The 13,893-nt window shown below is 65.8% G+C and carries 14 protein-coding genes; 10 read left to right on the top strand and 4 right to left on the bottom strand.

The annotated features are described in order from the left end of the window. Positions 1–14 precede the first annotated feature (14 nt). The 8 genes from WKW80_RS37290 (at position 15) to WKW80_RS08140 (ending at position 6,332) form a co-directional block, all read left to right on the top strand. Positions 15–572, top strand: coding sequence for a transposase (locus WKW80_RS37290; RefSeq protein ID WP_422822869.1), 558 nt, complete (start codon positions 15–17; stop codon positions 570–572). Positions 573–602: 30 nt separating this feature from the next. After that, entirely contained in the window at positions 603–1,352 is a 750-nt protein-coding gene (minC, locus tag WKW80_RS08170) for a septum site-determining protein MinC (protein ID WP_340363057.1), read from the top strand. A gap of 63 nt (positions 1,353–1,415) precedes the next feature. Further along, positions 1,416–2,228: a septum site-determining protein MinD gene (gene minD, locus WKW80_RS08165; protein WP_340363056.1), complete on the top strand. Its 813-nt coding sequence runs from the start codon at positions 1,416–1,418 to the stop codon at positions 2,226–2,228. A gap of 3 nt (positions 2,229–2,231) precedes the next feature. Then, on the top strand, positions 2,232–2,504 hold the full coding sequence (gene minE, locus WKW80_RS08160; protein ID WP_340363055.1) for a cell division topological specificity factor MinE: 273 nt from the start codon (positions 2,232–2,234) through the stop codon (positions 2,502–2,504). A gap of 223 nt (positions 2,505–2,727) precedes the next feature. Next, the gene (gene phaP / locus WKW80_RS08155; RefSeq protein WP_340363054.1) at positions 2,728–3,276 is read left to right on the top strand and encodes a TIGR01841 family phasin; all 549 of its coding nucleotides are present in this window, start codon (positions 2,728–2,730) and stop codon (positions 3,274–3,276) included. Further along, complete coding sequence (locus WKW80_RS08150; protein ID WP_340363053.1) at positions 3,273–4,181, top strand: alpha/beta fold hydrolase; 909 nt, start codon at positions 3,273–3,275, stop codon at positions 4,179–4,181. Before phaP ends, WKW80_RS08150 begins: the two co-directional genes overlap by 4 nt. A gap of 67 nt (positions 4,182–4,248) precedes the next feature. Beyond that, on the top strand, positions 4,249–5,970 hold the full coding sequence (locus WKW80_RS08145) for a long-chain-fatty-acid--CoA ligase (RefSeq protein ID WP_340363052.1): 1,722 nt from the start codon (positions 4,249–4,251) through the stop codon (positions 5,968–5,970). 113 nt (positions 5,971–6,083) lie between these two features. Beyond that, on the top strand, positions 6,084–6,332 hold the full coding sequence (locus WKW80_RS08140; protein ID WP_340363051.1) for a hypothetical protein: 249 nt from the start codon (positions 6,084–6,086) through the stop codon (positions 6,330–6,332). A gap of 79 nt (positions 6,333–6,411) precedes the next feature. Here the strand turns inward: WKW80_RS08140 and WKW80_RS08135 are convergent, their stop codons facing one another. Together WKW80_RS08135 and WKW80_RS08130 are read right to left on the bottom strand one after the other, a co-directional pair. Further along, a complete protein-coding gene (locus tag WKW80_RS08135) occupies positions 6,412–8,124 on the bottom strand; it encodes an ATP-binding protein (RefSeq protein ID WP_340363050.1) in 1,713 nt (570 codons plus the stop codon). 109 nt (positions 8,125–8,233) lie between these two features. Then, positions 8,234–9,127, bottom strand: a complete 894-nt coding sequence (locus tag WKW80_RS08130; RefSeq protein WP_340363049.1) for a transporter substrate-binding domain-containing protein — start codon at positions 9,125–9,127, stop codon at positions 8,234–8,236. 162 nt (positions 9,128–9,289) lie between these two features. Here WKW80_RS08130 and WKW80_RS08125 point away from each other — a divergent pair, with 162 nt between their 5' ends. Beyond that, the gene (locus tag WKW80_RS08125; RefSeq protein WP_340363048.1) at positions 9,290–10,510 is read left to right on the top strand and encodes a D-amino acid dehydrogenase; all 1,221 of its coding nucleotides are present in this window, start codon (positions 9,290–9,292) and stop codon (positions 10,508–10,510) included. A 138-nt stretch (positions 10,511–10,648) separates the two neighbouring features. Here the strand turns inward: WKW80_RS08125 and WKW80_RS08120 are convergent, their stop codons facing one another. Continuing rightward, complete coding sequence (locus WKW80_RS08120) at positions 10,649–11,209, bottom strand: cob(I)yrinic acid a,c-diamide adenosyltransferase (RefSeq protein WP_340363047.1); 561 nt, start codon at positions 11,207–11,209, stop codon at positions 10,649–10,651. A gap of 98 nt (positions 11,210–11,307) precedes the next feature. On the opposite strand from WKW80_RS08120, the gene WKW80_RS08115 reads away from it, so the two are divergent. After that, positions 11,308–12,732 (top strand): FAD-binding oxidoreductase, encoded by a 1,425-nt coding sequence (locus tag WKW80_RS08115; RefSeq protein WP_340363046.1) that lies wholly within the window; start codon positions 11,308–11,310, stop codon positions 12,730–12,732. A 122-nt stretch (positions 12,733–12,854) separates the two neighbouring features. Here the strand turns inward: WKW80_RS08115 and WKW80_RS08110 are convergent, their stop codons facing one another. Continuing rightward, the gene (locus WKW80_RS08110; RefSeq protein ID WP_340363045.1) at positions 12,855–13,796 is read right to left on the bottom strand and encodes a ParB/RepB/Spo0J family partition protein; all 942 of its coding nucleotides are present in this window, start codon (positions 13,794–13,796) and stop codon (positions 12,855–12,857) included. Positions 13,797–13,893 lie beyond the last annotated feature (97 nt).

Raw genomic sequence — 13,893 nt, 5'->3', positions numbered from 1 at the left:
GTTACCTAAGTCCCTTGCGCCATGTTCGTCTTTTTCCAGGGCGGGAGCCGCGCGCCCTCGCCGCGGCGAGCGCCCTGCTGACAGCCTTGCTCTCTCGCATGCCTTTTGCCGGCGCGGATGCCTTGGTGGCCTACGGCGGGCTGGATCCGCGTGCCCATGACTCGGGACGCAGTCGAGGTCGTCGGCGCCTGTCCAAGCGCGGCGCCCCGGCATTGCGCTACCAGATGTACATGGCGGCCATGTCCGCCTCCAAAACCAAAACATTTGCGCCGACATACCAAGCGCTGCGCGCGCGAGGACTGCAAGCCACAGAGGCATTGGTGATCCTGGCGCGCAAGCTGTTGCGCATTGCCTTTGCCATCTTGCGCTCTGAGAAACCCTTTGAGGCTCATCGCTTCAGCCCAGGTACTGGACAAATACCATGGAACCCTTTGCCGGGCCGGCGGGTGCGCCCCTCAAGGGAGGCGCCGCGGGCGCTTCGGGGGTGTTTCATTCCCTTCAAGTGCAACCTCATGCAAAGAATGTTGGTGGCGGGTGGGCGCCGCGCCGGGGAGACTCGCCGCGCCCGTTAGACTTCAACGCTTTCCGCAGAGACGTTTTTCATGGCAGATGCATCCGCCGCGCGTACCCGAGCGGTTTTCGAATTCAAGAGCGCGACGCTTCCGCTGATTGCGGTGATCCTCAAGACAGCCGACCTGGCCGTCCTCACCGAGGCACTCGACGCACAGCTGGCCGACTCTCCCGATTTCTTCGAGCAGGAGCCGGTGGTCATCGACCTCTCGCAATTGCAGGACGAGGAGGCCGCGCCGACGCTCGATTTCGCCGCATTGCGCACTTTGCTGGCGCGCCACCAGACGCAGCCCATCGCCGTGCGTGGCGGCAGCGACGGGCAGAACGCGGCCGCACGGGCCGCGGGCCTGTCGATCGCGGCCATGCCGGTGGCGCCCCCGGCCCGCTCCTCGCCCCCTGCCGAAGCACCCAGCCCTGCGCCGCAAATCGTGCGCGAGGTGCCAGTGCCGGCCAATGGCACCCTGATCATCGACAAGCCGCTGCGCTCCGGCCAGCAGGTCTATGCGCGCGGTGGCGACGTCATCGTGACCGCCGTGGTGAGCTATGGCGCCGAAGTCATTGCCGACGGCAACGTGCACGTTTATGCGCCGCTGCGCGGCAAGGCAATTGCAGGGGCCCGTGGCAACACCGAGGCGCGCATCTTCACGACCTGCCTGGAAGCGCAGCTCGTGGCCGTTGCGGGCATCTACCGCACCGCCGAGGTGCCCTTTCCGCCTGATGTGGCGGGCAAGGCGGCGCAGATCAGCCTCGACGACAAGAAACTCGTGATCGAACCCATATGAATGCGGATCTTGCGGCGGCGACCGCATCCCCATTCGACAGCATTTGAAATTGAAGGAACGTAGATGGCCAAAATTGTGGTGGTGACCTCGGGCAAGGGCGGTGTCGGCAAGACGACCACGAGCGCGAGCTTTGCGTCGGGGCTCGCATTGGCGGGCAAGAAGACCGCGGTGATCGATTTCGACGTCGGCCTGCGCAACCTCGACCTGATCATGGGTTGCGAACGCCGCGTGGTGTACGACCTGATCAACGTCATCCAGGGCGAGGCCAACCTGCACCAGGCCCTCATCAAGGACAAGCAGTGCGACAACCTGTTCGTGCTGGCTGCTTCGCAGACGCGCGACAAGGACGCGCTCACGCAGCAAGGCGTCGAGAAGGTGCTGAAGGACCTGGCCGACATGGAGTTCGACTACATCGTCTGCGACTCGCCGGCCGGCATCGAGACCGGCGCGCTGATGGCCATGCACTTCGCCGACGAGGCGCTGGTGGTGACCAACCCCGAAGTCTCTTCGGTGCGCGACTCCGACCGCATCCTCGGCATCCTCAGCAGCAAGACCAAGCGCGCGATCGAAGGCAAGGAGCCGATCAAGGAACACCTGCTCATCACCCGCTACAACCCGAACCGCGTGGCCGGTGGCCAGATGCTGTCGCTGGAGGACATCCAGGACATCTTGCGCATCAAGCTGATCGGCGTGGTGCCCGAATCGGAGACCGTGCTCAACGCGTCGAACCAGGGCATCCCCGCCATCCACGACAAGGGTACCGACGTGTCCGAGGCCTACACCGACGTGGTGGCCCGCTTCCTCGGCGAAGACAGGCCCTTGCGCTTCGTGGACGCGCAAAAGCCCGGCTTCTTCAAGCGCATCTTCGGGAGGTAAGCCATGTCTTTTCTCTCGTTCCTGCTCGGCGAAAAGAAGAAGACGGCAACGGTTGCCAAGGAGCGGCTGCAGATCATCCTGGCCCACGAGCGAGGCAGCCGCGGGGGCAGGCGCCCCGAATATCTCGCCGACCTGCAGCGCGAACTGGTGGCAGTGATCTCGAAGTACGTGTCGATCAAGCCGGAGGACATCAAGGTCAACCTGGAGCGCCAGGACGAGCTTGAAGTGCTCGAAGTGAAGATCGAACTGCCCGATGCCATCGTGCCCGCACGCTGACGCACCGTAGTTGCACCAGCTATCGTTTTGATAGCAATAGACGCCCGCCAGCCCTGCGCTCGCGGGCGTCCTTGTTTGCGGCGCCGGTGCATTGCGCGTGTCTGTCCCGCACAAGACAGCGGGAAACCCCGATGCGAAATTATTGTGGCGAGTGTCCACGAACCGGCGCTCTCAGCGTATCGTGTCAGCCCATTTCATCCACACCCCAGAGGAGACACACGCCATGGCAACAACCAAGAAGACCGCCGCCAAGAAAGCGCCGGCCGCAGCCAAGAAAGTTGCGGCGGCACCCGCTGCAAACGCAGTTCAGGACATGCAGGAAGCAATGACCAAGCCTTTCAAGGGCGCGGTCGAAAAGCTGAAGAGCCTGAAGCTGCCGGGCGTGCCCGAAGCATTCAAGAACGTGAACCTGCAAGGGGCGGCGAGCGCCGTGCTGGACAATCGCCGCAAGGATCTCAAGGCGCTGGTCGAAGCCAACGAGAAGTCCTACAAGGGACTGCAGGCGGTGGTGCAACGCCAGGCTGAAATGCTCAAGAGTTCCATCGGCGAATGGCAAAGCACCGTCAAGGAAATGCCGGGCAAGGATCCGAAGGAAAACCTGGCCAAGCTCGACGAGATGGGCCGTGCCGCCTTCAAGCAGGCGCTCGCTGACATGAAGGAACTGGCCGAGCTGGCGGCCAAGTCGCAGGCCGATGCCTTCAACGTGGTGCGCGACCGCATCAACGACAACGTGAAACAGGTCAGCGACCTGCTCAAGTCCGGCGGCAAGTGAGCCGGCCGAACTTCGCAAAGGCCAACGGCGTCGATCTCGCCTGGGACAGCTTCGGCGACCCGGGCGCGACGCCCTTGTTGCTGATCATGGGGCTCGGCGCCTCGATGATCGCCTGGGACGAAGTGTTTTGCGCGCACCTGGCCGCCGCGGCTGGCGTGCACGTGATCCGCTTCGACAATCGCGACGTCGGGCTGTCCACCTCCCTGTCGCACTTGGGCGTGCCCGACGTGCAGGCGCTGATGATGAAGGCGCTTGCGCGCCAGAACTTCACGGTGCCCTATACGCTGCAGGACATGGCCAACGACGCAGCTGGCCTCATGGATACGCTCGGCATCGCGCGCGCCCACATCGTCGGCGCGTCGATGGGCGGCGCGATCGGCCAGGAAATGGCGATCCATCATCCGGGCCGCATGCTGTCCTTCACGAGCATCATGTCGTCGACCGGCGATCCGACCTTGCCGCCGCCCACTCCCGAAGCGATGGCCATGCTCTTCACGCCGGCACCGCCGACACTGGAAGCCTTCATCCTCCATTACGCCAAGGTGTGGCGTGTGCTGCGCGGACCGCATTCGTTCCCCGATGACGAAGCGCGCGACGCCGAACGTGCGCGTGCGGCCTTTGCGCGCGGGCTCAACCCGGCCGGCACGGCGCGCCAATTGGCGGCCATCTTCGCCTCGGGCAACCGCAAGCCGGCGCTGCGCAATACGCATGTTCCCACGCTGGTGATCCATGGCGACGCCGATCCGCTGGTGCCGGTGGAAGCCGGCATCGACGTGGCCGCGGCCATCCCCGATGCAAAGATCCTGCGCCTGCCGACCATGGGCCACGCCCTGCCGGTGTCACTCTGGCCGCCGCTGATCGAAGGCATTGGCAACCACACCGCACGGAACGTGCTGACCCGCTGATCTCGACCCGGCCGCGGCATTCCCTGCCGCCGGCCTCGTCGCCAGAACATCCCCCGGAGACAAGCTCATGTCCACCAACGTGCATCCCTGGATCTCTTCGTATCCTGCCGGCGTTCACTGGGACGCAGCGCTCGCGATCACGCCGGTGCAGCAGTTGCTCGACGAGTCCGTCGCGAAGTGGCCCGACCGCCCCTTCCTGGACTTCATGGGCCGGCGCATCACCTACCGTGAATTCGGCGCGATGGTGGACCATGCCGCCAGCGGATTCCAGAAGCTGGGCGTGGGCCCGGGGGTACATGTCGGCCTGTACCTTCCCAATTCGCCTCACTATCCGATCGCCTTCTTCGGGGTCATGAAGGCCGGCGGCACGGTGGTCAATTATTCGCCGCTCGACGCCGAGCGCGTGCTCGAGCACAAGGTGGAAGACAGCGAGACCGACGTGCTCGTGACGCTCGACCTGGCTGCGCTGTATCCGCAGATGTCGCGACTGCTCGGCCATTCGCGCCTGAAGAAGCTGATCGTTGGCACGCTCGGCGAATACTCCGCCGCGCCCGGCCCGACGCGCGCCCACCTGGAGGCCACGAAGATGCTGGCGCCGGTGGCCACCGACGACTTTCACATGAGCTTCGCCCAGTTGCTCGACAACGACGGCAAGTACATCGCGCACCTGATCGCCAACCCGGCTGAAACGGTCGCGGTGTTGCAGTACACCGGCGGCACCACCGGGTTGCCCAAGGGCGCGATGCTCACGCACGGAAACCTTTCGGCGGCTTGCAGCCAATACGTCGAAAGCCTGTCTGGCGACGACCCGATCGTCAACTTCGGCGAAGAGCGCGTGCTCGCAGTGCTGCCGCTGTTCCACATCTATTCGCTCACGGTGAACATGCTGATGGGTATCCGCCTGGGCGCCGAGATCGTCCTGCACACGCGCTTCGACCTCGAAACCGTGATGAAGGAATTCGAAGCCAAGAAGATCACCATGTTCGCCGGCGTGCCGACCATGTACACGGCCATCGCCAATCATCCGAAGGCGAAGGAAATCAACATGACTTCGCTGAAGTCATGCGGCTCCGGCGGCGCGCCGCTGCCGGTGGAGGTGGCGCAGAAGTTCTTCGCCATGACCGGCTGCAACCTCAACGAGGGCTGGGGCATGACCGAGACCTCCCCCACGGGCAGCTTCACGCCGGCGCGGGGCCGCCGCAAGGCCGGCTCCTGCGGCATGCCGTTGCCGGGCATCCTGCTCTCGATGCGCAGCCTCGACGACCCCGACCAGCAAGTGCCCACCGGCGAGCGCGGCGAACTGTGCATATCGGGTCCGAACGTCATGAAGGGCTACTGGCACAACGACAAGGCCACGAAGGACAGCATGACCAGCGACGGCTTCTTCCGCAGCGGCGACGTGGCGATCATGGACGAGGACGGCTTCGTCTTCATCGTCGACCGCACCAAGGACATGCTGCTGTGCGGCGGCTTCAACGTCTACCCGCGCACCGTAGAGGAGGCCATCTACGAGCATCCGTCGGTCGAGGAGGTTTCCGTCATCGGCGTTCCCGACGAATACCGCGGCCAGTCGCCAAAGGCCTTCATCAAGCTCAAGGCCGGCGCCGAGCCGCTCACCCTGGAGTCGCTCAAGGCCTTCCTGAAAGACCGCCTTGGCAAGCATGAGATGGTGGACGAGATCGAAGTGCGCGGCGAACTGCCCAAGACCGCCGTCGGCAAGCTCTCGAAGAAGGAGCTGTACGATGAGGAAAACGCAAGACGGGCAGCCGCCGGCAAGGCATCGGCGTAACTCTACGCAGCGATTGCGTACTGGCAGTTTCAACAGTCAGAAAAAAGAATACGCCGGCAACCTCGTACGGCGTACATTGGGGTTCTCATTTCAGGTTCCAGAACGGACAAGTAATGGCAGCAATTTCTCGTGCCTCCAAGTCGCTCGCAGAAGCGACCGAGCGGGCAGCACAGCGTGAACGATTGAGGCAGGCCCTGCCGGAGACAGTCGACCGGCTCAAGCGGCGCCATGCGGACCAGATCGATGCAGCCGACATCGAAGCCTACGTGGCACTGAACTGGCTCGAATGGCACGGCGGCGGCCTGCGGCTGACCATCACCGGCAGCAACATCCGCGCCCAGTTGGCCCCCTCGTCGCTCTGACCGAGCCCCTGTCTCCGCCCCGCCCCGCCCCGTCCCGCCCAACTACGCGGCCGGGCCGGTGGCACCCCGGCTCAGCGGACTAGCGCCCCGGCTTGGCAGCGGCATCCACCGATGTCCGTGTGAAGCCCCCCGTGGCGCTCTCTTCACCCACCGCCGTTGCACCGCGCGGCTCGGCGGGCGCCTCGGTCATGCGCAGCAGCGCCGCGACCGCGAGCACGCCGGCCAGCCCGATCGCCAACGCCATTGCCAGTTGGGCCGCGAGCGACCTCGACGGCGTGTGCGGCGCAACGGGCCAGGTCGGCGGCGCGGGCGAGGCCATCCCGGTCAACGGGTCGAACGGATCGCGCGAGGCCAGCGGCAAGGGCGCCGAGGTGCTGCCCCAGCCTTCGGGCGGCGCCTCGGGCGTGAGCCAGCCGAGGTGATAGCGGGCCGACGCGGCGAGCGAATGGTCCTCCACGTGCTCGGCCAGGGCAAAGGATTCGCGCAGCAACTGGGCGGCCAGCGGTGGATAGCCTTGCGCCAGTTCCAGCGTGCCGCGCTGATGCAGCGCCCAGGCACGTTCGTACTCGTCACCGAGCTTCAGCGCGGCCTTGGCATGCCAGCCGAGCATGCGCTTGGCCGCGTCCCACTGGCACGCGAGGACAAGCGGCACGTCCCAGGCGCGCACGATGGCCATCACGTCGAGCCAGGCATGCGCCTCGCGCGCGGCACTCAATGCAAACCACAGCAGGGGCAGCGTGACGAGGCCGTTCGCCATGGCGCGCGGCTGGCGCCCAGCGTGGTGCGCGAGCCGTACGAGGCCGTCGATACGGCGCTGCCGAGCCCGCTCGGGCGGCGCCTGAAGGGCGGCCACGACATGCGGCATCAGCCGCACCTGGCCGTCGTCCTGATAGACCCAGCCGGCGCCTATCAGCATCTCGACCGCGGGCAAGGCATCGCGCTTGCCGCTGAGCTCGCTCATCACCGCAGCCTGGACGCCGTGCGGATTGAACGCCGCCAACATGTCGAGTACCGCGCGTTGCGTCGCGCCGAGAAGGTGCAGCGACGCCGGGTCGGCGGGGCCGCGTCGCGAGAGCCGCTCGGGATGGCCGCGCGTCGCGTGGCACTGTTCGAGCGCCTCGCCGAGTTCGGCGCCGGCGAACGGCGCGCCACGCACGCGTTCGAGCAGGGCCATGGCGTCGGAGGCGGACAGCCCGCCCAGCACGATCGGCCCGGCGTCGCGCTGCAGCAGCGGATGGCCTGTGGTGAGCAGCACGGCGCATCCCGGGGCCACGTCCTGCAGTTGCTCGATGGCCGTGTCGTCGAGCACCGCGTCGTCGACCACCAGCAACGCACGCGTGCCCACGAAGCGTTCGCGCAGTTCGCGCCTTGCCGGGCGGCATCGCTCGTCGACGCTGTAGAACGCTTCGAACAAGGCTTGCAGCAAATCGGCGCCGCCGAAGGTGCCGGGCGGCACGCGCACCACGCCGCCGTCAAACAGTGCCTGGGCCTCGGCGCCCGCACGGCGCAGCATCCAGCTCTTGCCAATGCCGTGCTCGCCAGTGACCTCGACCGAGGTCAGGCCGATCTTCAGCGAGCCGACGACGATGCCGGTGGCTTCCTCGCGATCGATGAAACCGTTGGGCGGGGCGAGTGCGCGACGACAGTGGATTTCGCGCTCGACCACTTCTCGCTCACGCAGCGAGACGTAGACGTTGTCGCCATTCCCCGCCGACAGCACACCCTTCTGCCGCTCCCTGCGGTAGTGATTGGCGCCCTCGGCGCGTGGGAGTGAAGGGGCTGCGACCGGCAAGAACTTCCTCCGGGGAACCGTGAGCGCCTCCAGCGCGCCGTGGTTGGTAGCGCTCCCTTGTGACCGCCTCAAATGTAGATCACAAGTATGCAAATCTCCAACGGGGGCTTCACGTGGCCGGTTTGTCGTTCGGCGCCTTGATGTTGTCCTGCAATTGAGGGCTCATCGGCAGGCCGATCGGCAGGTTCTTCGGCGGGATCGGCTGCACGAACCACTTGTCGTAGAGCCTCGCGAATTCTCCCGACTTCATCATCCCGGTGATGACACCGTCGACCAGCGCCTTGAACTGCGGATCGTCCTTCGGCAGCATGCAGGCATAGGGTTCGACCTGCAGCGATTCGCCAACGACTTCCAGGTCGGCCGGCGACTTGGAATTGGACCGGAGGCCGAACAGCAGAATGTCGTCCATCGCGAACGCATCGGCGCGGTCGCTTTCGACCAGCAGCAGTGCGTCTGCATGGTCCTTGGCCGAGATGATGTCGATGTCGAGTTTCTTCTCTTCGTTGTACTTGCGCACGACCTGCATGTTGGTGGTCCCGGCGGTGATGGCGACCTTCTTGCCCTTGAGGTCAGCGTAGTCCTTGACGCCCGAGGCCTTCTTTACCAGCAGTCGCGTGCCGGTGTAGAAGTGATTGACGGCAAAGCTCACGTCCTTGGCGCGCGCGGTGTTGTTTGTCGTGGAGCCGCACTCGAGGTCGATCGTGCCGTTGGTGATGAGCGGGATGCGATTCTGCGAAGTCACCGCCATGAGGCCGACTTCGAGGTTCGGCTTGTTGAGTCTCTTCTTGACCTCGGCGGCTACCGCGCTGGCAATTTCGACCGAAAAGCCGATCGGCTTCTCGGGACCGTTGAGGTAGCTGAACGGCACCGACGACTCGCGGTACGCCAGCGAGATCTTGTTGGCGGCGCCAATCTTGGCGAGCGTGTCGGCCGCCTGGGCGCCTCCCGCCAGGCTGGCGAGGCCCATGACGACCAGGGCCCGGAGCACGGCAGAAATCTTCATGAGTCGGGTGTCCTTCGGGTTACGGCGATGTTCGGTGATGGTCAGCGAACGGTCAGTCTAGGAGCGAAGCGCGCCTGCAGGCCCCCTCCTTTTCCCGAACGCCCGGGCTACAGTGCGAGGGGACAAGCAACCACCTCGATTAGAAGGACGACGAACCACCTCATGCAAGTCGCAGTGCTCGGTGCCGGCATCGTCGGCCTTGCTGCCGCCTGGGAGCTTTCGCTGCGCGGCCACTCCGTCACGGTGATCGACCGGGCCGCGCCCGGCAGCGGCGCCAGCGGCGGCAATGGCGCGCAGTTGAGCTATTCGTATGTGCAGCCGCTGGCCGACCCGTCCATCTGGGCCCAGTTGCCGAAGCTTCTGCTGTTGCGCTCCTCACCGCTCAAGCTGCGCCCGCAACTCGATCCGCACCAGTGGCGCTGGGGACTGGAATTTCTGGCTGCGTGCAATGCCGAGACCTCGCGCAACACCACTGCGCAATTGCTGTCGCTCGCGATGCGCAGCCGTGCGGGCTTCGAGGCCATGATGGCAACCCTGCAGCCGGACTGCGACTTCTCTGCCACAGGCAAGCTGGTGATCTACCGCAGCCAGGCGGCCCTCGATAGCGCCGCGCGGCAAGTCGAGTTGCAGCGCGAACTGGGCGGCGCGCCGCAGCGCACCGTGTCGCCCGACGAGTGCATGGCGATCGAGCCTGCGCTCGTCGGCGTGCGCAATGAGATCGCCGGCGCGGTCCACACAGAAAGCGAATGCGCCGCCGACTGCCTGAAACTTTGCATGGCGCTGGTCGATGCGCTGCAAACGCGCGGCGTGCAATTCATGCTCGGCGACACGATCGACGGCTTCGCGTTGCGCGGCGACAGTGTCAGCGCGGTGCTGACGTCGCGCGGCGCGGTCGATGCGGATGCGTTCGTGCTTTCGCTGGGCAGCGCGTCGCACACGCTTGCGCAGCGGCTCGGGCTGCGGTTGCCGGTGTATCCGCTGAAGGGCTACAGCATCACGCTGGCCGTCGACGAGACGCCGGGCGCGGCGCCATCGGTGAGCGTGACGGACAGCGCGAACAAGGTGGTGTTTGCGCGGCTCGGCAAGCGCTTGCGCGTAGCTGGCATGGCGGAGCTGGTCGGGCCGGATGCATCGATTCCCGCCTCGCGCATCGAATCGCTGGTGGCCTCGACACGCGCGCTGTTTCCGAAGTGCAGCGACTTCGCCGAACTGAATCCGTGGACCGGCATGCGGCCCGCGACGCCGACGGGTCTGCCGATCGTCGGCCCCCTCCCCGGTACGCCGAAGAACCTGCTGTTCAACACCGGCCACGGTGCGCTTGGCTTCACGCTGTCATTCGGCTCGGCCGGCCGCATCGCCGACGCCATCAACCTGCTCGCTTGACCTTCAAGAAGAACGGCCTGCCTGCTCGGGAAACACCGCGGAACCGGCTACGCCGGGCCGCTGGTGTTGCCCCCGGTAGGGGGAAGGAGGAGCGCACGAAGTGCGTGGAGCCTGGGGGCGAGTCGGAGATTCGAGCCATCAACCCTCGCGGGCCATGCGCTCGCTCTTCCAGTACACGTCATCGCCGCCATCGAAACGGTTCAGCACGCGTGCCAGCACGAACAGCAAGTCGCTCAGCCGATTCAGGTATTTGCGCGGCGCATCGTTGAGTTCCTCGCCATGCCCGAGCGCCACCACCGCGCGCTCCGCCCGCCGCGCGATCGTACGGCATACATGGGCATGCGACGCGGCACGCGTGCCGGCAGGCAGGATGAATTCGGCCAGCCGGGGCAAGGTGGCGTTGTGCTCGGCCAGTGCGTTGTCGAGTTGCAGCAGCGCATCGGGCTTGAGCAGCGTGAACCCCGGCATCGACAGTTCGCCGCCGAGATTGAACAACTGGTGCTGCACGTCGACCAGCAACTCGCGCACCGCGTCCGGCATGGGCTCGCACAGCAGCAGGCCGATGTTGGAGTTGAGTTCGTCCACGTCGCCCATTGCATGCACGCGCAGGTGGTCCTTGCGCACGCGTGTGTTGTCGCCGAGGCCGGTGGATCCGTCGTCGCCGGTACGCGTGGCGATCTGAGTGAGGCGATTGCCCATGTGGGTAGCTTTCTGAAGTGCGGTTCATAGAATGTTAGACCGCAAGTCGCTGCCTGCAGCCGCGACCGCCGGGAGGCCCTACTTTTGGAGACAAGCCGATGAACGCCCCAGCCGCCCTCGCCCACCTGACGCCCGAGATTGCCTTGCGCGAGGTGCCCGATGCGTTGATCGATTCGCTCAAGTCGCGCTTCGGTGGCAACTGCTCGACGGCCATGGCGGTACGCACGCAGCACGGCCGCGACGAGTCTTCGTTCGACGCGCCTCCGCCCTCCGCGGTGGTGTTCGCCGAATGCACGCAGGACGTGGCCGATGCGGTGAAGCTGGCGAGCGAGTACAGCGTGCCGGTGATTCCGTTCGGCGTCGGCTCCTCGCTCGAAGGCCATTTGCTCGCGGTGCAGGGCGGCATCAGCATCGACTTGCAGCGCATGAACAAGGTGCTGTCGGTCAACGCCGACGACCTCACTGTGACTGTGCAGCCCGGCGTCACGCGCAAGCAGCTCAACGATGAGATCAAGAGCACGGGCCTGTTCTTCCCGATCGATCCCGGTGCCGACGCATCGATCGGCGGCATGACCGCCACGCGCGCCAGCGGCACGAATGCGGTGCGCTACGGCACGATGCGCGAGAACGTGCTGGGACTCGAGGTGGTCACGGCCAGCGGCGACGTGATCCGCACCGGCACGCGGGCCAAGAAATCATCGGCCGGCTATGACCTCACGCGCCTGATGGTCGGCAGCGAAGGCACGCTCGGCGTCGTCACCGAGATCACACTGCGCATCTATCCGTTGCCCGAAGCGGTGTCGGCGGCGATCTGCTCTTTCCCGAGCATCGAGGCGGCCGTGCGCACGACGATCCAGACCATCCAGCTGGGCGTGCCGATCGCGCGCGTGGAGCTCATCGACGTGAACGCGGTGCGCATGGTGAACGCGTATGCCAAGCTCGGCCTGCGCGAGGAGCCGATGCTGCTGATGGAATTCCACGGCTCGCCGGCCGGCGTCAAGGAACAGGCCGAGACGGTGCAGGAAATCGCCAGCGACCACGGCGGCAACGCCTTCGAATGGGCGAGCACGCCGGAAGAGCGCACGCGCCTTTGGACGGCGCGGCACAACAGCTACTTCGCGGCGGTGCAGTCGCGACCCGGCTGCCGCGTCATCTCGACCGACACCTGCGTGCCGATCTCGCGGCTGGCGGATTGCCTGCTCGAATCGGTAGCCGAGACCGATGCCAGCGGCATCCCGTACTTCCTCGTCGGCCACGTCGGCGACGGCAACTTCCACTTCGGCTACCTGATCGACCCGAACATCCCCGAAGAGCGCGTGAAGGCCGAGAAGCTGAACCACGACCTGGTCAGCCGCGCGCTGGCGCTCGAAGGCACCTGCACGGGCGAGCACGGCGTGGGACTGCACAAGATGGACTTCCTCATCACCGAAGCGGGGGCGGGTGCGGTGGACATGATGCGCACGATCAAGCGGGCGCTCGATCCGAAGAACATCATGAATCCGGGGAAGATCTTCACCCTGTAGCATGGTCGTCTTTGGTCGGCATCTTGTTGACAACGGTTGTCAAGGCTCTACTAAAACCAGCGGGCGATCCGGCCTGACCTGCGCGCCGAACCATGGGCGACGCGGGCGCCCCCAGCAGGAACTTATGCCATTCCTCGAAAGCGGTCGATCAACCCGTTCAGTGCGTCGATCGAACCGAAATGGATGGCCAGTTCGCCACTCTGCTCCACCTTGCCGCCGCGCTTGCTTCGCTTCTTGATGCGGACCTCGATTTCGGCCATGAGCAAATCGGCAAGTTCTTCTTCCACGCGCTGCAAGTCGCGTGACTTTTCCTCGTTGTGCAGGTTGCGCGGCGAGGAAAGGCTGAAGTCGGCACCAAGCTTCTTGACCAGGGCCTCGGCCTCGCGAACCGACAGCTTGCGTGCGGCGATCTGGCTGGCCGCCGTGATTTGCATCGCCTTTTCGAGCGATAGCAGCGCGCGGGCATGGCCCATGTCGATGTCGCCTGCCATCAGCATCGCCTGCGCCGGCTCGGCCAGGTTCAGCAGGCGCAGCAGGTTGCTGGCGGCGCTGCGCGAGCGGCCCACGGCCTGCGCTGCGAGTTCATGGGTGAGGCCGAATTCGGAGACCAGGCGTTGCAGGCCCTGCGCTTCTTCCAGCGGGTTCAGGTCTTCGCGCTGGATGTTCTCGATGAGCGACATTGCCGCGGCCGATTCGTCCGGCACGTCACGCACCAGCACCGGCACGCTGTCCAGGCCGGCCAGCCGGGCTGCACGGAAGCGGCGCTCGCCCGCGATGATTTCGAATTCGGCGTTCTTGGCTGCCGCTGCCGCGGGGTCGAGCCGGCGCACCAGGATCGGCTGCATGATGCCCTGCACCTTGATGCTTTCGGCCAGTTCGTACAGCGCGCCTTCGTCCATGCGCGTGCGCGGCTGGTAGACGCCAGGCACCATCTGGTCGAGCGACAGGCTGTTCGGGTTCTGCGCCGCGCCGCCTTCGGGCTGGGGCTCACCGGATTCGCTGGCGGTGGGGCCGAGCAGCGCTTCGAGTCCGCGGCCGAGGCCTTTGGGTTTCTTGGTGACCATGATCAGGCCACCTTCCGTCGGGCCGCGCCGCGGGCTGTCGCGTGGCCCGCGCCCCGCGAAACCCAGGACGAGCACGGCGAAGTCTGTTCGTGGGCAC

This window comes from Variovorax humicola (genome assembly GCF_037889915.1).
GTDB lineage: Bacteria > Pseudomonadota > Gammaproteobacteria > Burkholderiales > Burkholderiaceae_C > Variovorax > Variovorax humicola.
The sequence above is the reverse complement of the archived record's forward strand: the minus strand, read 5'-3'. Positions and strand labels throughout refer to the sequence as shown.

Bases quoted from the DNA above. Each gene is read 5' to 3' on its own strand.
- minC (WP_340363057.1), top strand. From the start codon at position 603: ATGGCAGATGCATCCGCCGCGCGTACCCGAGCGGTTTTCGAATTCAAG.
- minD (WP_340363056.1), top strand. From the start codon at position 1,416: ATGGCCAAAATTGTGGTGGTGACCTCGGGCAAGGGCGGTGTCGGCAAG.
- minE (WP_340363055.1), top strand. From the start codon at position 2,232: ATGTCTTTTCTCTCGTTCCTGCTCGGCGAAAAGAAGAAGACGGCAACG.
- phaP (WP_340363054.1), top strand. From the start codon at position 2,728: ATGGCAACAACCAAGAAGACCGCCGCCAAGAAAGCGCCGGCCGCAGCC.
- WKW80_RS08145 (WP_340363052.1), top strand. From the start codon at position 4,249: ATGTCCACCAACGTGCATCCCTGGATCTCTTCGTATCCTGCCGGCGTT.
- WKW80_RS08140 (WP_340363051.1), top strand. From the start codon at position 6,084: ATGGCAGCAATTTCTCGTGCCTCCAAGTCGCTCGCAGAAGCGACCGAG.
- WKW80_RS08130 (WP_340363049.1), bottom strand. From the start codon at position 9,127: ATGAAGATTTCTGCCGTGCTCCGGGCCCTGGTCGTCATGGGCCTCGCC.
- WKW80_RS08125 (WP_340363048.1), top strand. From the start codon at position 9,290: ATGCAAGTCGCAGTGCTCGGTGCCGGCATCGTCGGCCTTGCTGCCGCC.
- WKW80_RS08120 (WP_340363047.1), bottom strand. From the start codon at position 11,209: ATGGGCAATCGCCTCACTCAGATCGCCACGCGTACCGGCGACGACGGA.
- WKW80_RS08115 (WP_340363046.1), top strand. From the start codon at position 11,308: ATGAACGCCCCAGCCGCCCTCGCCCACCTGACGCCCGAGATTGCCTTG.
- WKW80_RS08110 (WP_340363045.1), bottom strand. From the start codon at position 13,796: ATGGTCACCAAGAAACCCAAAGGCCTCGGCCGCGGACTCGAAGCGCTG.